Annotated in this window: 14 protein-coding genes; 8 read left to right on the top strand and 6 right to left on the bottom strand. The window is 61.7% G+C overall.

The features are described from left to right. Positions 1-2: 2 nt before the first annotated feature. Both IEV58_RS10455 and IEV58_RS10450 read right to left on the bottom strand, forming a co-directional pair. Entirely contained in the window at positions 3-671 is a 669-nt protein-coding gene (locus IEV58_RS10455; protein WP_188409664.1) for a DUF2161 domain-containing phosphodiesterase, read from the bottom strand. 79 nt (positions 672-750) lie between these two features. After that, positions 751-2,892 (bottom strand): hypothetical protein, encoded by a 2,142-nt coding sequence (locus IEV58_RS10450; protein ID WP_188409663.1) that lies wholly within the window; start codon positions 2,890-2,892, stop codon positions 751-753. A gap of 323 nt (positions 2,893-3,215) precedes the next feature. On the opposite strand from IEV58_RS10450, the gene IEV58_RS10445 reads away from it, so the two are divergent. The 8 genes from IEV58_RS10445 to IEV58_RS10410 all read left to right on the top strand — a co-directional run bounded on the left by IEV58_RS10445 (position 3,216) and on the right by IEV58_RS10410 (position 11,816). Further along, the gene (locus IEV58_RS10445) at positions 3,216-4,286 is read left to right on the top strand and encodes a type 2 periplasmic-binding domain-containing protein (RefSeq protein WP_229729351.1); all 1,071 of its coding nucleotides are present in this window, start codon (positions 3,216-3,218) and stop codon (positions 4,284-4,286) included. Positions 4,287-4,360: 74 nt separating this feature from the next. Next, positions 4,361-6,391: a tripartite tricarboxylate transporter permease gene (locus tag IEV58_RS10440; protein WP_229729350.1), complete on the top strand. Its 2,031-nt coding sequence runs from the start codon at positions 4,361-4,363 to the stop codon at positions 6,389-6,391. Positions 6,392-6,643: 252 nt separating this feature from the next. After that, a complete protein-coding gene (locus tag IEV58_RS10435; protein WP_229729349.1) occupies positions 6,644-7,843 on the top strand; it encodes an amino acid ABC transporter substrate-binding protein in 1,200 nt (399 codons plus the stop codon). Positions 7,844-7,898: 55 nt separating this feature from the next. Then, positions 7,899-8,765, top strand: coding sequence for a branched-chain amino acid ABC transporter permease (locus IEV58_RS10430; protein ID WP_188409660.1), 867 nt, complete (start codon positions 7,899-7,901; stop codon positions 8,763-8,765). After that, the gene (locus IEV58_RS10425) at positions 8,762-9,706 is read left to right on the top strand and encodes a branched-chain amino acid ABC transporter permease (RefSeq protein WP_188409659.1); all 945 of its coding nucleotides are present in this window, start codon (positions 8,762-8,764) and stop codon (positions 9,704-9,706) included. The genes IEV58_RS10430 and IEV58_RS10425 overlap by 4 nt, the downstream gene beginning before the upstream one ends. Next, the gene (locus IEV58_RS10420; protein ID WP_188409658.1) at positions 9,703-10,455 is read left to right on the top strand and encodes an ABC transporter ATP-binding protein; all 753 of its coding nucleotides are present in this window, start codon (positions 9,703-9,705) and stop codon (positions 10,453-10,455) included. Before IEV58_RS10425 ends, IEV58_RS10420 begins: the two co-directional genes overlap by 4 nt. Next, positions 10,452-11,171 carry an ABC transporter ATP-binding protein gene (locus IEV58_RS10415; RefSeq protein ID WP_188409657.1) on the top strand — a complete coding sequence of 240 codons (720 nt, stop codon included), beginning with the start codon at positions 10,452-10,454 and terminating at the stop codon, positions 11,169-11,171. Before IEV58_RS10420 ends, IEV58_RS10415 begins: the two co-directional genes overlap by 4 nt. Positions 11,172-11,174: 3 nt before the next feature. Next, complete coding sequence (locus IEV58_RS10410) at positions 11,175-11,816, top strand: 2-hydroxychromene-2-carboxylate isomerase (protein WP_188409656.1); 642 nt, start codon at positions 11,175-11,177, stop codon at positions 11,814-11,816. Between the two features lie 26 nt (positions 11,817-11,842). Here the strand turns inward: IEV58_RS10410 and IEV58_RS10405 are convergent, their stop codons facing one another. From IEV58_RS10405 to IEV58_RS10390, 4 genes are all read right to left on the bottom strand, one after another. After that, entirely contained in the window at positions 11,843-13,096 is a 1,254-nt protein-coding gene (locus tag IEV58_RS10405; protein ID WP_188409655.1) for an alpha-hydroxy acid oxidase, read from the bottom strand. A 63-nt stretch (positions 13,097-13,159) separates the two neighbouring features. Continuing rightward, a complete protein-coding gene (locus IEV58_RS10400) occupies positions 13,160-14,392 on the bottom strand; it encodes a CaiB/BaiF CoA transferase family protein (RefSeq protein WP_229729348.1) in 1,233 nt (410 codons plus the stop codon). A 17-nt stretch (positions 14,393-14,409) separates the two neighbouring features. Continuing rightward, positions 14,410-15,534, bottom strand: coding sequence for an NAD(P)/FAD-dependent oxidoreductase (locus IEV58_RS10395; RefSeq protein WP_188409653.1), 1,125 nt, complete (start codon positions 15,532-15,534; stop codon positions 14,410-14,412). An 18-nt stretch (positions 15,535-15,552) separates the two neighbouring features. Beyond that, the gene (locus tag IEV58_RS10390; protein ID WP_188409652.1) at positions 15,553-16,347 is read right to left on the bottom strand and encodes an enoyl-CoA hydratase; all 795 of its coding nucleotides are present in this window, start codon (positions 16,345-16,347) and stop codon (positions 15,553-15,555) included. Positions 16,348-16,358: the final 11 nt, after the last annotated feature.

Raw genomic sequence — 16,358 nt, 5'->3', positions numbered from 1 at the left:
GCTCAAGCACCGATCGAGAGATGATCCTGCGGCCAACGTTCAAGGGCGGCTCGCCCGGTGTCGGTCAGAACATAGCTGCCCCGGTCCACGCGCTCGAACCAGCCATAGACATTGTCGAGGAGGATGCGTCCAGCTTTCGAGACGTGTGGACGCAAGTCCGCCGGCCGCGAGCACCCTTGCGCAAGCGCGGCCGCACAGACGAGCGCCTGCTGGCGGTAGGCTGTCATGATGGGCGCCTTGGTCCCGCCGCCGGCTGTCGGATCACCGCGCCGTTTGCGATGTTCCTCCACAAGGCGGGATCTCCGCCTGGCGTTGGTTCGCGGCATGGGCGATGTGGACGCGACGATCATGCTGACCTCGCCGTTGTCGGCAACCCCAAGCATGCCGATGCCGAGCCTGCGGCAAAGGTCGCGATAACGGCGGTCGGCCTCGCGGCCCCTGCCCTTTCTGGAAACACGTGCCGCGATCCAGACTTCGTCGGCGACAGCACAACGATCGACCGCCTGCAGAACAAGCTCAAGATTGAAGCTCATCTTGAGCTCGCACACCACCACCAGCGTCGGCTCGCCGTCGGAAAGCCCGACAAGGTCGCAGCCGCCGATCTCGCCCTTGACGCTGTATCCGGCACGTTCAAGAAAACCCTTCACGGGCTGGTAAAGCGCAGTTTCCATTGCACCGGATATGCGGGAATCGATGACGACAGGCTAGCACGATCAGCGCCTCCTTGAACCTCATGCCCTGCAGGTTCCGCTAGAGGGTCGGTACCTGACGCCGGGCCAATTCCTGGGCGAACTCAACCGGGAAAGCGCGCTCGGCCGCATGCATGAAGTTTGTCGCCCATTGCGCGCTTCGGTCGAACCAGATTGCACGCCAACGTGGATCAGGTTCCGGTTCCGGGCCAATCGGGATGCCCTGATCGATCAGATCCTGCAACGTGAAACGGTCCTGCAGCCCCTTTATGTCGCGAAGCATCGCGTGGAAGGCTGCATCCAGATCCTCGAAAAAGTCTCGGTCGATAATGACGAAGCTCGGAACCATGTGAACCGTCAGCTGATCCGCCACGCCCCATTCGACATGCCCAATCTGGTCGCTGAGCGAATCGAAGCGGTATCGCTTCTCGAGAACCTGAACATCCAGCGCGATTGCTCCCGGAAACTCCCGCGGCGAACGATTGGCTATGGCCAGTTCCACCCTGCCCGCTGCGTTCGGGCTTGCTCCAAAAGGATCGAAGGAAAGCTTGATCTGGAGATCAAGGGCAACATCCCCCGGGCGTCCGTTTACGAAAGCGCGCGGAACGCCAGCGACGGATCCCTCCTGCTCGAACGTATCCTCCTGCGCCGCCGACATGGCCGCAGCCTGAAAGCAATCGAAGACTTCCAGAGGGCCCGAAAGCGACCTTTGGATCGTCTGTTCAGGGAAAATCTCAACGGGAGTACCTATCGCCGGAGCCGCCGTAAACTCCACCAGATCGATCACCATCCCCCCGATCTTCAGTCTGTAGCCGAGCTGGATCTGGGATCGATCGGCCCGCCGGGCGATATCGAAAACGATGCGTTTTTCCGTCTCCTGATAGAAGCGGGTGCCGGCGTAATCCCGCCTAGGCCTGAAATATCGCGCCAAACCGTCGGTAATCTGTGGCCGCACACCGCTGTCCCCCCGCTCTATGGGCGAGAGCAGCTTGAACTTGGCATCCGGGAGGACCACGAAATCCGAGCCTTCGAAATGCGAGAGATACTCCCCGAGGGTTCGTTCCAGTTCTGCCAGCTTATAGATTCCGCAGGCTTTCTTGAGTTCAAAATGCAGCGCCGACTGCCGGACGATCGCTGCATGGAGAGCTTCATCGGGATTTAACACGCGAGTCCAGTCCGGCACACCGCTGGCGGAGATGCTCCAGTCGAAACCACTTTCGATCTTCATCTGGCCCAATCCCCAGCCCAAATCGAGCATCGAAATGCCGCTGGTCGGATCGACTGCACCAACCGCGATGAAGACGGGTGCCCGCTCAAAGGGGCTCGACATGCGGCCGCCGGGATTTATCCAGGCGGCTGGGTCACTCACAATGATGCTGTTTTCCCAGTTTGCGAGGAAGGTGGCGAGGTGCTGCCGGAGGTTGACCACGAGGCCACGCTCCCACTCGGTGGAACGCGCGCCCGGTTCGACCATCCTCATCACGATCGGGAAAAGAATGAGTGCTCGACCAAGAACCGCCAGGAACCAGCCAGCATCCCAGATGCGATCGGCCAGATTGGTAACAAGTTTGATTTCGCCCTTATCGGCGCGGCGCAGCCATGGAGGGCGAGCAGCATCGACCCATTGCCCTGCGGCAGCATCAACCGACGTATAGGTGTTCCGGTTGTAGGGGATCTTATCGACGCTCAACATCTCCAGCAAGATGTCGTGGAGATTCTTCAGCTCTTGTGTCAGGGCCTCGAGATCGGCGGAAGAACGAGACCGCCTTACTGTGTTGAGAGTCGACTCTGCCCGGGCACATACACCATTCCAGCGATCTCTGGCCCTACGCTGCTGCTCAAGCTCCCTGAGTTCGAAATAAGTATAGAGGCCATCCAGCTTAGCTTGTATTTGATCGAGGGCCTTCAGGACCTGTTTGATTTCGCCGCCGCCCCCGAAAAACTTTTCATATAATTCCATCGCGCCAAAAACGGCCCCGCCCACCCCCACCATTCCGGAGGCTAGGCTGACCGCAGAACCGAAGCCTCCAAGCACTTGCTTCAAGGCTTCATCATCAAGCTTCAGGAATTTGGCGACTGTGCCAACAGTATCGTTCTGCAGAAGTTGAGGCGGGGGAAATTCGTGGCCGTTCGGAAGTGTAACCAGCCCATTTGCAAAACGAGCCGCGGTGCCGTTGAGCGATGCGATTGTTCTGACACGCATGGACTCCCCTCCATCGATCTGGACGAACAGTGGGCAAGGCCTGCTTTCAGGAGCCCAGGGTCCAAGGGACCCAGACGCCTGGGACATACTTCTCACAAATATCGAAATACCAGCAACAGATCGGAGGCAGCTGAGAGCTGCCCGCCACATACAAGCATGTCAGCGCGTGTTCGTCATCAGTTATCTGCAATAACGGCTTGCATTCAGCTTGTAAAACAACAAGCAGAGCCCTAGCCTCAAGGTAATAATCATACATACGGGAGGGAAAAATGAAGATCTATCAGAAATTCTGCACAGTTATTCAGAAATCCAAGATAATGCCATTGACTGGCCTGCTCGTTGGGGGTCTGGGACTGGCAGCATCAGCGGGCGCAGCAAGTGCTCAGAGCGCCGACTTCAGCGGGAAACGCATCGAAGCCGTCGTACCTTTCGGCGAAGGCGGCGGAGCAGATACCTACACCCGCTATATGGCCCGCGTGCTGGCGCCGAAACTGCCGGGCGAGCCCACCATCGTCATTCGCAACATCCCGGGCGGCGGCTCCGTCAACGGTGCCAACTGGTTCGAGGCCAACGCCGCGAAAGACGGCACGCACTTCGCCGTCGCCTCCACCAGCACAACCCTCACCTCAACGCTGCGCAGCACCGATCCCAACATCCAGTTCAAACCCGAAGGCTGGATCGCCTTCATCGGTTCTCCCATGGGAAAGGTGATCTATGTCCATTCCCAGACCGGCATCAAAAACGTTGAGGGTCTGAAGGATTACAAGGGCGAACTGCTCATGGGCCTGCAGAACCCGACCGGCAGCGATATGCCGACGCTGCTGTCGCTGGAGCTCCTCGGCGTCAACGTCAAACCGGTGCTCGGCACCGACGGTGGCGATCAGCACCTCGGTTTTCAGCGCGGCGAGTTGACCCTCAACGCCGATGTGACCTCCGCCTATAAGCAGATGGCGCAGCCGCTTATTGACGCCGGCACCGCCGTGCCGCTGTTCACCATGGGCTATGCCGACGCCAATGGCGAGATCGTCCGCGATCCCAACTTCCCGGACCTTCCCAGCTGGGTGGAGGCCTATGAGATCATTCATGGCAAGAAACCCTCCGGCACGGAATACGATGCCTGGCTCGCACTGTTCCATCTCTCGGTGATGAGCTCCAAGGCCCTGGTGCTTCCTGCGGGAACACCCGAGGACGTGGTCGCGGCCTACAATGCCGCTGCGGCCGATCTGGTCGAGGACAAAGACTTCAAGGCGGAGTCCGGCGAGTTCATCGGCACCTACCCGCAACTGACCGGCGAAGCGGCCCGCAAGAGCCTTGTCACCGCCACCTCGATCACTCCTGAAGCCCGCAAATGGGTGACGGACTGGCTGAAGCAGCGCTTCAAGATCGACCTCTGAACAACTCAGCTGTCTTCTGCGCGCCGTCTCCACCGGACGGCGCGCCTGTTCCCTATTGTCCGGATCGCTGTCACATGGCCACCATCCTCGATGCCGTCCTTCCCGCGCTCGTCAATCTCTTCACGTTCCACCACCTTGGAATGCTGCTCCTCGGGGTTGTCATCGGCCTGATCGTCGGCATCCTTCCCGGGCTCGGCGGTATCGCTGGGCTCTCGCTGTTGCTGCCCTTCACCTTCGACATGGAAGCGAGCATGGCGCTGGCCATGATGATCGGCATGCTGGCACCGCTGAACACATCCGACACGCTTCCGGCCATCCTCATGGCGATCCCCGGTTCCGCCGGTGGCCAGACGACTGTGCTCGACGGCTTTCCCATGGCACGGCGCGGCGAAGCCGCGCGCGCGCTCTCGGCCGCCTTCACGGCCTCCATGATCGGCGGCGTCTTCGGAGCTTTCGTGCTTACCTTCGCAGTCTTCGGCGCGAAATCCATCATCCTCTCGGTCGGCTTTGGCGAACTGATGATGATCACCATCTTCGCGCTGACGGTCGTTGGCACACTCACCGGCAAAAGCGCGCTCAAGGGCATCGCCGCCTGCGCCATGGGCCTGCTCGCCGGCACGATCGGCGGAGCGCCGGCCACCGGCGAGTTCCGGATGACCTTTGGCACCATCTATCTCGGCGACGGCATCCCTCTGGTCATCCTCGGCCTTGGGCTGTTCGCGCTGCCTGAAGTCATCGATCTCCTGCGCCATCACATCACGATTTCAGAGACAGGCCAGCTCGGCAAAGGCTGGATGCACGGATTGCGAGACACCATCCGGCATCGCTGGCTGGTGTTGCGGACGTCTGCCCTGGGGGCGCTGATCGGCATGCTGCCCGGCCTCGGCTCTTCGGCTGCGGAGTGGATCACCTACGGTCACGTCGTCCAGACCAGCCGTGACAAATCGCAGTTCGGCAAAGGCGATGTCCGCGGCGTGATCGGCGTGGAGGCCGCCAATAATGCGGTCACCGGCGGCTCGCTCGTGCCGACGCTGCTCTTCGGCATCCCGGGCTCCGGCAGCATGGCCATCCTCCTCGGCGGCTTTGTCTTGATCGGTATCCAGCCCGGTCCGGCAATGGTCTCCTCCAACCTCGACATCACCTTCACCATTATCTGGTCGCTCGCGATCGCCAACATCCTCGGCGCCGGGGCCTGCTTTCTCCTCGCCAATCCCATGGCACGCGTGACCACGGTGCCCTACGCCTTGATCGCTCCTCTCATGGTGGCGATCCTGTTCTTCGGTGCCTTCCAGGCAACCCGAAGCTGGAATGATCTGATCGCCTTGACCGTGATCGGAATCATAGGCGTCTACATGAAGCGCTTCGGCTGGCCCCGCCCTGCGCTTCTCATCGGCTTTGTTCTGTCCAACGGACTGGAATCCTCCGTCTACCGCGCGATGCAGGTCTATGGCTGGAGCTTTTTGCAGCGCCCAGGCGTGATCGTGATCGCAGCCCTCGCCCTCCTCTCCGTCGCCGCCGTCTTCTGGGGCCGCAGGAACATGGGCGCGGGGACGCAGGAAGCCTCGACGGGGGCCGATGAGGTCATTGCCGTTCGCTACGACATCAACACCGCACCACCGGCTCCATCCCTGATGGTGCGGAGCCCACAGATCCTCTTCACGCTCATCCTAGTCGGCGTCGTCGTCATGTTCCTCTATCGCTCGTTTCAGCTCAGCGAGCTCGGTGGCATCTTTCCGCTGATCGCCGGCTTTGCCAGCCTTGCGCTGCTGGTGCCGATCCTCGGCTTCCAGATCTTCAGCACGAAAGAGCGGACCGTCATGACCGATCATGAGCAGTCGGATGTCGTGACCCGCCACAGCAACCTCTATTTCCTGATGTGGTTCGGAGGGTTGCTCGCAGGCGTGGCTCTGGTGGGCTTTTCACTGGCAATCGCCGGCTTCATTTTCGCCTTCACCACCGTGCTGGTAGGCCGGCCGCTGTGGCGGAACGCACTTCTGGCGGGAGGTCTCGTCGCCATCCTCGCCGTCATGGCCCATGTGCTTAATCTCTATTATCCGGCCGGCCTTCTGCAGCAGCTCGTGAATTTGCCCCGCTGGCTCGGCTGACATCGGAACATCGGTGAGTGATTTTACGGTCAGTGATGGCCGCGATCAAACACGCATGTTTCATGTAGACAACGTTATTATTCCTGATATCAATAGGTGAATTCTACATAGTACATGAAAATGAAGTTAAATGGTCGCGTGCACATCCAAGACGCCCTTGGCTGAAGTGGTTCGGCAGCCGCTCGCCCGAACGGCAGGCTGCCAACGTGCACCTCTGTCACATCACTCAGATTACCTTCAGGGATGCATATCATGAAGCTCGGCATTCGCCCGCTGCTCGCAGGTCTCGTTTTGGCCGCTGCGGGCAGCACATCCTCTTTCGCACAGGATAAGCTCCTCATCGGAGCGCCCCTGCCCGTCACGGGTGCATTGTCGCCCGAAGGAACCAAGCTCAAGCAGGGCTATGAGCTCTGGCAGGACCAGGTCAATGCCGCCGGCGGCATCAAGGTCGGCGATCAGCAGCTGAAGGTGGAGCTGCGCTACTATGATTATCAGTCGGCGACGCCTCGTGCCATTCAGCTGGCGGAAAAGCTCATCACCGACGACAAGGTGAACTTCCTCTTCTCGCCCTTCGGCTCCGGCGCAACCAAGGCCACCAGCGCGGTGGCGGAGAAATACGGCGTGCCTATGATCGCCTCTTCCGCCTCGTCGGTCGAAGTCTTTGATCAAGGCTACAAGAACCTCTTCGGGGTCTATACCGACAACAGCACCTTCAGCGAACCCATCGCCGAGCTGGTCAAGACCAAGCTGCCGGATGCCAAGCGGGTTGCCATCCTCGCACGCAACGATCTCTATCCGCTTTCCCTGGCGAACGAGTTCGAGAAGAGCGCCAAGAAGCGCGGCCTCGAGGTTGTTTTCTTCGAAAAGTATGCCATCGGCACGCTCGATCATGCCTCGGCACTGACGCAGCTTCGGGCGACCAACCCTGACTGGATCATTGTCACCGGCTACATCAATGATCTCATCACCGTGCGCAAACAGGCGGCGGACCTCAGGATCAGTGGCAGCGTCTTCACCCTGATCAATGGCCCGGCCTATCAGGAATGGATCGATGCCGTCGGCCCCCTCGCCGAGAATGTGACCACGGCCAGCTGGTTTCACCCCGTCGTGAAATATCAGAGCGACGATGTTTTCGGCTCCTCCGCCAAGTTCGTCGAACTGTTCAAGCAGAAGTATGGCTCGGAGCCCGATTTCACCCAGGCCTCCGGCGCTGCGGTCGGCGTGGTTCTGCAGCTTGCCATCGAACGGGCCGGCTCGACCGATCATGACAAGGTCCGCACCGAGCTTCAGAAGGGTGGCTTCAAGACCTTCTTCGGCCCGATCTCATTCGCCCCTTCGGGTATTGCGAACTCGTATGTTCCGCCCGTGCTGCAAATACAGAACGGCAAGGTGGAGGTCGTGGTACCCCAGGAAATCGCAACCAGCGAATTCCGCACCGCCCCGCAAAACTGACAGACAAACGAGGCGCCGCACTGGAAACGGTGCGGCGTGCTGAGGAAGATCCCCGATGCTGTGGTTGCAGGTTTTCGTCAACGGTCTGGCGGTGGGCGGTCTCTACGCCTGCATCGCCGTGGGCTTTTCGCTGGTGTGGGGCGTGCTGAGCGTGATCAACATCCTCCACGGCTCACTGATCGTGCTCGGCGGGTACCTCGCCTTCTTCGCCCATCAGCAGTGGGGCATCAATCCGTTGCTTTTCGCGCCTGTCGCAGGAGCGGTCCTGTTCGTTCTGGGCGCGGGTGTGCAGGGCCTGGTGATCAATCACGTCATGGCACGACCCTTCCTCATCACCCTGCTGCTGACCTTTGGCCTCAATCTCTTCCTCGACAATTCCATGCTGGCCCTGTTCAGCGCGGATTATCGCAAGGTGCTGCTTGACCCACCGCTGGGTGTGTTTGATCTCGGTGCGATCGTGGTGCCCGCCGACCGGATCTATGCCACCGTCATCGGTTTGATCCTCATCGGCCTTCTCGCGCTCCTACTGCGCACAACGCAGCTCGGCCGCGCCATCATCGCCGTGCGGATGGACCGTGATGCAGCGGCTCTCCTGGGCATCGACGTACGCCGCACCTATGCGATCGCCTTTGGTCTGGGTGCTTTCATGGCAGGCTGCGCAGGCGCGCTCCTCAGCGTGATCTTCCCAATCTCGCCGGTCGCGTCCGCGGGTTATCTCGGCAAGGCTTTCGTCATCTGCGTGCTCGGCGGGCTCGGCAGCATTCCAGGAGCCGTGCTCGGCGGTTTCGCACTTGGCATCATCGAGAGCTTTGGTGCGCTGTTCCTCGGCCCCGAACATGCCATGACGCTCGCTTTCCTGCTGCTCATCCTGCTCCTGGCCGTCCGTCCATCCGGCCTTCTCGGCAAACGGGGCTTCGCATGACGCTGCGCCTCGTCCTTATCGCCGCTGCGACGGTTCTGGCCATTTTCGGACTGGCTCAGGCTGACGCCTATGTGATCCGCCTTGCGACGATCTTCGGAATGTACGCAACGCTCGCCCTGTCGTGGAACATCATCGGCGGCTTTGCCGGTTATCCCTCCTTTGCCACCGCCGCCTTCTTCGGGCTGGGTGCCTATATCACCGCTGTCGGCCAGAATGCCGGGCTTCCGCTTCCCGTTGCGGTGGCGCTGTCCGGCGCTGTTGCGGCCCTCTTTGCCGGTCTCCTGGGCACGGCCATTCTTCACCTGCGCGGCCGCTACTTCGCCATCGCCAGCCTCGTCGTCGCGGAAGTCCTGCGCGAGCTGACGAACTCATGGACAGATGTGACCGGCGGAGGCATGGGGATCAACCTGCCGCTGATCGATGGCAGCGTCATCGGTCAGGCCCAATTCTACCTGGTCGCCATGCTCAGTCTCGCGGCCATCGCTTTGGCCGCCACGATCTGGCTGGACCGGTCAAGACTTGGCATGGCACTGCGCTGCATCGCCCAGAACGAGGACGCCGCGCAGATCATCGGCGTCGACACCCGAAAGGCGAAAACATTCGGCTTCATGCTGTCCAGCCTTTTCGTCGGGTTCGTCGGCGGGGTCTATGCGTCATGGGTCACCTACATCGACCCAACGGACGTTTATGATGGGGCGCTCTCGATCAAGCCCATCCTCATGGCATTGCTGGGCGGTGTCGGCACCATCTTCGGGCCGCTGCTTGGGGCATTCACCTATCTTGCGCTGGAGGAACTGCTCTGGCGGAATCTTCTGGAGTTTCACGCCGGCATTCTCGGCCTGATGGTCGTGCTGCTCGTTCTGTTCCTGCCGGGTGGCCTTAGTGAGATTCGCGGCCGCGGCCTTTTCCACCTCCTGACCCGCAGGAGACAGCCGTCATGAGGCCTCTGCTGGAGATCACGGGCGTGACGAAGCGCTTCCGCGGCCTCGTTGCGCTGGATAACATCAACCTGGCCCTGGCACCCGGCGAGATCGTGGGCCTCATCGGGCCGAACGGCGCCGGCAAGACAACGCTCGTCAATGTCATCACCGGCGTCCACAAGGCCGACGAAGGCGACATCACCTTCTCCGGTCGATCCATCAAGCGCGAAAGGCCGGACCGCATCGCCCGGCTCGGCATCGCGCGGACATTTCAGGTGGTTCAGCCATTTCCCGCGATGACAGTGCTTGAAAATGTGACTGCCGCCGCACTTTTCGCAGGTGGTGCGGCCTCCATCGCAGAAGCGCGGGACGCGGCCGCGCATCACCTTGAGTTCTGCGGCCTCGCGGATCAGGCGGGAAAGCCCGCCTCCGCCCTCACGCTCGCCGGCCGCAAGCGGTTGGAGCTCGCAAAGAGTCTGGCCTTGCGTCCGAAGCTCCTGATGCTTGATGAGGTGAACGCCGGCCTCAATCCCGCCGAGATCGATAACGCGCTCGAACTCATTGCCTCGATCGCCAACAGAGGCATCACCATCTTCCTCATCGAGCATTTGATGAAGGTGGTGACCCGGACCGCGCAACGCGTCATCGTTCTGCACCACGGCCGGTTGATCGCCGATGGTCCGGTTGCTCAGGTCCTGAGCGATGAAACGGTCGTCGAAGCCTATCTCGGCCGCCGCTTTGCCGAGCGGATGGCAGGAGCCGGCATATGAGCGGGATCCTGCTGGACGTCCAGGGCCTGGAAGTCGCCTATGGCGACGTTCAGGTTGTGTGGTCGGCGGATCTTGTCGTCCGGCATGGCACGACAACGGCTCTGATCGGCTCGAACGGCGCGGGAAAAAGCACGCTGTTGCGCGCGCTCTCCGGGCTTCTGCGTCCGCTTCGCGGCAGCATCGTCATCGGCGGCCGCGATCTTGCCGGCGCGTCGCCGCGTGACTTCGTGGACAATGGCATCGCTCATGTGCCGGAGGGCCGGCGGCTCTTCACGGGGCTCTCCGTGCACGACAATCTGCTGCTTGGCGCCTATCGGCGCCAGGATGGCAAGGCCGCCATCAGAGCCGATCTGGAGCGGATGTACGATCTCTTCCCACGCCTGGCCGAGCGCCGCCGCCAGGATGCGACCACCATGTCCGGCGGCGAGCAACAGATGTGTGCCATCGCGCGCGGATTGATGGCGGCCCCCAGACTGCTGCTGATCGACGAGCTTTCGCTGGGTCTGGCGCCGGCGGTCGTCGACCAGCTCGTGGAAACGCTCCACCGCGTGCGGGCCGACGGCGCAAGCTTGCTTGTGGTCGAACAGGATGTCGGCATCGCCCTGGAGCTGGCTGACCATGTCTACATCATGGATCAGGGCCGCACCGTGCGTAACGGGCCCTCCGACGTCATCGCGGCCGATTCGTCCATTCTCGCCGCCTATATGGGAACCTGATCAATGACCGAGACCCGCCCCAGGATCGAATACTACTTCAGCTTCATCTCCCTCTGGTCCTACATAGGCAGCCGCGTGTTCCAGGATCTCGTGCGGCGTCACGATGCAGAGGTCATATTCAAGCCCATCAACCTTCTGCAGGTCTTCGCCGCCGGGGGCGGCAAACCAGTCAAGGAACGGCCGCCGCAGCGCCAGGCTTACCGGTTGGTCGAGATGCAGAGGTGGCGCGATATTCGCGGCATCCCGCTGCTCCTCCATCCCAAGTTCTATCCTGCCGATCCCTCGCTCGGACATCGGATGCTCCTGGCCGCAATAGCCGATGGCGCAGACGTCAGCACCTTCGTCCACGCCGGCCTGAAGGCGGTCTGGGCGGATGAATTGAACATCGCGGATCCGGACACCCTCGTGCGTCTTGCCGATCAGAACGGTCTGAATGGCCGGGCCCTGCTGGAGCGGTCGGATGAAGCTGCCTTGCATGAGCAGGAACAAGCCCTGACCCGGGAAGCCATCGACCGCCAGCTCTTTGGCGCGCCCTATTACTTCTATCGCGACGAACCCTTCTGGGGGCAGGATCGCCTCGATATGCTGGACAACACCATCATCAGCGGCCGCCCCGCCATCGTAATGGAGCCGATCTCGCAGTGACCGGCCGGGTGGCGGCTTTCTCGCCGTTACACCTGCTGCTGCCGGACCGGCACCAGGAAGTCACGGGACATCTCGTCCAGACTGTTGATGCCGATCAGCGCCATGTTCCGCGTGATCTCGTTGGACAGTGTGTCGATGGCATGCCGCACGCCCACCTCGCCGGCAATGGCGGCCGCGCATAGGAAGGGCCTTCCCACGAAGACGAAGCGGGCGCCGAGTGCCCTCGCCTTCAGAACATCAGTGCCGCGCCGGATGCCGCCGTCCATCATGACCGTCATGTCGCCGGCGACCGAGGCCACCCGCTCCAGGACACGCAGCGGTGACACGGTTCCGTCGAGTTGCCGGCCGCCGTGGTTCGATACGATAATGCCCTGGGCACCCTCGGCGCGTGCGACCTTGGCGTCTTCGGTGCCCATGATGCCCTTGACCACCAGATTGCCTTTCCACTGCCGCCGGATCTCGCGCAAATGCGACCAGTTGAGATGGTCGCGCATGCTGAAATCACGCTCCACATTGCGCGAGATGATAGGTGCTCCCCGCGTTGAGAAGGAATTCTCGAAATGCGGTACGCCGTGTTTCACCAGCGTGCGCAGGAAGGTGCCGATCGTCCAGCGCGGGCGGATGACGCCGTCCCACGCCAGACGCAGGCTGGGGCGCAGCGGCGTGGCGAAGCCCGCGCGAATGTTGTTTTCCCGGTTGGCCCGCGTTGCGGTGTCGACCGTGAGCACGAGCGTCTCATAACCGGCGTTCGCGACGCGTTGCACCAGGGCCGCGATCTTTACAGGATCACCCGGCAGATAGGCCTGAAACCAGGCGTCTGGAGCCACCTCGCGCACATCTTCCAGCCGCGTCAGCGCTGAACCGCTGACGATCATTGGGATGTTGCGCTGCGCCGAGGCGCGGGCGAGCGCTATGTCGCCTTGATAAGCCACCAGAGCGCTGAGCCCCATGGGTGCGATGCCGAAACTGGTGGCGTAGGTCTTGCCAAAGAGCTCGGTGGCCTGGGAGCGCTTCGACACATCACTCAACACACGGGTGACGAAGCCATAGTCCGCGAATGCTGCGCGATTGTCCTTTAAGGAGAAATTGGTCTCCGCCGCGCCCGCGACATAGTCGAGGATCGGCCGTGGCAGATGTTTTCTGGCGAGCGCTTCGAAATCTTCCAGCGCGAGCACCCCACGCAGCCGTCTGGGGCCGCCTCCCACCTTTCCGCCATAGGTGGCGGTGGTTGTCTCGAAAGTCTGAGTGCCCCCAGGCGTTGATACGGAAATACCCGCCATCTTTGCTTTGCTTCCCCTGTCTGCAGAGGCAGCACCCCGCCCCCGCCACCTGCGACCTGACGATCAGACGATGGTTCGCTCGTGGAGATCGGTGATCTGCTCAGGCGTGTAGCCCAAGCTCTTGAGGACGTCATCCGTCTGCTCGCCGAGGCTGGGCGGCGCGCAGCGGATGTATTTATCGTGTCCTTCGATGTTGTAAGGCTGGGCCACCATGTTCAGATCGCCAAGCGTGTCGTGATGCACCGCCATGGTCATGCCCACATGCTGCACCTGCTTGTCCTCGAACACCTTGTCGATGGTGTTGATCGGACCGCAGGGAACGCCTGCCTCGCTGAGAACATCGAACCAATACTGCATGGATTTCTGCTTGGTGATCTGTCCGATCTTCTCGTTGAGTTCATCGCGATTCTTCAGCCGTGCCCCGCTGGTGCTGTAGCGCTCGTCTGTCAGGAACTCCTCGCAACCGGCCGCTTGGCAGAACCGGATCCAGAGCCTGTCCCCTGCAGCTCCCAGGAGGATCTGCCCGTCGGATGCAGGGAACAGGCCGGTCGGGATGCTGGTGGGATGGTTGTTGCCCGCCTGGCCGGCGACTTCGCCGGCCATCAGGTAACGCGCGGCCTGGAAGTCCAGCATGGCGATCATCGATTCCAGAAGAGAGGTGTGCACCCAGCGTCCCTTGCCGGTCACTTCCCGCTCCAGCAGCGCCACCATGATGCCTTGGGCCAGGAACCCGCCCGCGGTAAGATCGATCACCGGAATGCCGGCCCGCACGGGTCCCTGCCCGGGATGACCGGTCACGGACATCAGGCCCGCCATGCCCTGCACGATCTGGTCGACGCCGGCGCGATCCTTGTAAGGGCCCGTCTGGCCGAAGCCGGAAATGCTGCCGTAGACGATACGCGGATTGACCTTGGAGACGCTCTCATAGTCGATGCCCAGCCGATGTTTCACATTGGCGCGCATGTTCTCGATGATGACGTCCGACTGCTCGACGAGCTTCATGAAGATCGCCCTGCCCTCCGGCTCCTTCAGGTTCAGCGTCATCGATTTTTTGTTTCGGTGGAGATTGAGCCGGTCGGGGCCGAAGCGCCGACCGGTATAATCCTCGGCATTGGACAGCGCCATGGGAGGCTCCACCCGCAGCACGTCGGCGCCCCAGTCCGCCAGATGTCTTGCCGCCGTTGGGCCGGCTCGCGCCAGGGTGAGTTCGAGCACCTTGAAACGCGCCAGAGGCAACGGTTGATCCGACACGGGTGTGGCCGTCACATTGGTCATTTGTTCGACAGACTGTTCCATTGGATGTGCTCTCTTTCTCAGGCTGCAGAAGCCACTCCGGCACGTAGGAGCTTTTCGCGGCACCAGTCCGCGATCGCCAGCGAGGCCGTCAGCCCTGGCGACTCCATTCCGTAAAGGCAGATGAGGTTGGGGACGCCGTGCTCCGCTTCGCTCTGAATGACGAAGTCGGCGTCCGATTGGCCGCGCGGCACCACCTTGGGGCGGATGCCGGCATAGGCCGGTTCAAGGCATTCATCACGAAGCGCGGGCCAATAGCGGCGGATGGCGGCGTAGAAGGCGGCGCTGCGAGTGGGGTCGACCCGATAATCGATCCGGTCCACCCATTCAACATCAGGACCGAAACGGGCCTGGCCTGCCATGTCCAAGGTCAGGTGCACGCCCAGACCACCCGGTTCGGGTACGGGATAGATCAGATGGCCGAACGGCGAGCGGCCACGCAGCGCGTAATAGTTTCCCTTGGCCATGTGGAGCTGCGGGATGGTTTCTGCCCGCAAGCCCTCTAAGCGTTTCGCGATCTCCTGGGCGCCGAGCCCAGCCGCATTCACAAGATAGCGGCATGAGAAGGCATAGTCCTGGCCTTCAAGGCGGATCTCAAAGCCTCCCGTTGTGACGGTGATATCGCCGACGGGACTGTTCAAGGCGCAGACGGCGCCATTGTTCTCGGCATCGCCGAGGTAGGCGAGCATCAGGGCATGGCTGTCGATGATGCCGGTGGACGGTGACACCAGGGCTCCGGCGCACTGCAGGGCCGGCTCCAGCGCGATGGCCTCCTTCTCCGAGATCACGCGCAGGTCCGTGACCCCGTTGGCCGCCGCCTTGTCCTTTATGCCGTCGAGGACCGGAAGCTGACCTTCCTCGGTCGCCACGATGAGCTTTCCGAGCCGTTTGTGCGGCACGCCTCGGTCCTGACAATAGTCATAGAGCATGGCTTTGCCGGCCACGCAGAGGCGGGCCTTGAGACTGTCCTTGGGATAATAGATGCCGGCATGGATGACCTCGCTGTTGCGCGAGCTCGTGCCCATGCCGATCGCCTCTTCCGCCTCGAGGACAACGACCTCAAGTCCGGCCTGGGCGAGGCTGCGGGCAATGGCGAGGCCCACCACTCCCGCTCCGATTACCACTGCATCGACTGCTGCATCCATGATCGGACCTCGACCCACTCAGGCGCCGGTGAACGCTGGGGTACGCTTTTCCATGAAAGCGCGCCGGCCCTCGGCGTAGTCCTGACTGTCGAAACAGCGCTTGAAGCTCTCCTCGACCAGCGCCATGTCGCGCGCCGAAACATCTTTCAACGCCTCGTCGATGGTGATCTTGGCCGAGCGCACCGTGAGCGGCGCGTTGCCTGCGATCTCCGCCGCCATCTCCTTGACCGTCGTTTCCAACTGGTCGACCGGGACGACCCGATTGATTAGGCCGATGCGCAAAGCCTCCTCGGCATTCAGCCGCCGCCCTGTGAACATGATCTCCTTGGCAAAAGCGGGGCCCACGAGGTCGACCAGCTTCCTTAGGCTGTCGAAGGCATAGGCGAGACCCAGCTTTGCTGCCGGTATGCCAAAGCGGGAATCCTCCGTGGCAATGCGGATGTCCGCTGATGTTGCGATGCCAAGCCCCCCGCCGATGCAGAAGCCATGGATCATGGCGATGAGCGGCTTCTCCAGCGTCGCCATCTTCTTCTTGGCGCCGTCGGAGATCTTGGCGTAGGCCTCCGCCTGCTCCGCATTCTTCCGTTGGTCCTCGAACTGCGAGATATCAGCGCCGGAAACGAAGGACTTGCCGCCTGCGCCCGTCATGACCACGACGCGAACGTCGGGATCCTTCTCGAAATCTTCCAGCACCACTCCGACGGCCCGCCACATCTCAAGGCTCATGGCGTTGCGCCGTTCGGGGTTGTTGAAGGTCAGCCAGCCGATCCCGTCTCGTTTTTCGGCCAGGACCTTGTCGGTATCCAGTTGCATGCTCTTTTTCC

The sequence above is a fragment of the Agaricicola taiwanensis genome, assembly GCF_014635245.1.
Classification (GTDB): domain Bacteria; phylum Pseudomonadota; class Alphaproteobacteria; order Rhizobiales; family Methylopilaceae; genus Agaricicola; species Agaricicola taiwanensis.
Note: the sequence above shows the minus strand (reverse complement) of the source record. Positions and strands in the feature narration are given on the sequence as shown.

Bases quoted from the DNA above. Each gene is read 5' to 3' on its own strand.
- IEV58_RS10420 (WP_188409658.1), top strand. From the start codon at position 9,703: ATGAGGCCTCTGCTGGAGATCACGGGCGTGACGAAGCGCTTCCGCGGC.
- IEV58_RS10455 (WP_188409664.1), bottom strand. From the start codon at position 671: ATGGAAACTGCGCTTTACCAGCCCGTGAAGGGTTTTCTTGAACGTGCC.
- IEV58_RS10425 (WP_188409659.1), top strand. From the start codon at position 8,762: ATGACGCTGCGCCTCGTCCTTATCGCCGCTGCGACGGTTCTGGCCATT.
- IEV58_RS10450 (WP_188409663.1), bottom strand. From the start codon at position 2,892: ATGCGTGTCAGAACAATCGCATCGCTCAACGGCACCGCGGCTCGTTTT.
- IEV58_RS10400 (WP_229729348.1), bottom strand. From the start codon at position 14,392: ATGGAACAGTCTGTCGAACAAATGACCAATGTGACGGCCACACCCGTG.
- IEV58_RS10410 (WP_188409656.1), top strand. From the start codon at position 11,175: ATGACCGAGACCCGCCCCAGGATCGAATACTACTTCAGCTTCATCTCC.
- IEV58_RS10435 (WP_229729349.1), top strand. From the start codon at position 6,644: ATGAAGCTCGGCATTCGCCCGCTGCTCGCAGGTCTCGTTTTGGCCGCT.
- IEV58_RS10415 (WP_188409657.1), top strand. From the start codon at position 10,452: ATGAGCGGGATCCTGCTGGACGTCCAGGGCCTGGAAGTCGCCTATGGC.
- IEV58_RS10440 (WP_229729350.1), top strand. From the start codon at position 4,361: ATGGCCACCATCCTCGATGCCGTCCTTCCCGCGCTCGTCAATCTCTTC.
- IEV58_RS10430 (WP_188409660.1), top strand. From the start codon at position 7,899: ATGCTGTGGTTGCAGGTTTTCGTCAACGGTCTGGCGGTGGGCGGTCTC.
- IEV58_RS10405 (WP_188409655.1), bottom strand. From the start codon at position 13,096: ATGGCGGGTATTTCCGTATCAACGCCTGGGGGCACTCAGACTTTCGAG.
- IEV58_RS10390 (WP_188409652.1), bottom strand. From the start codon at position 16,347: ATGCAACTGGATACCGACAAGGTCCTGGCCGAAAAACGAGACGGGATC.
- IEV58_RS10395 (WP_188409653.1), bottom strand. From the start codon at position 15,534: ATGGATGCAGCAGTCGATGCAGTGGTAATCGGAGCGGGAGTGGTGGGC.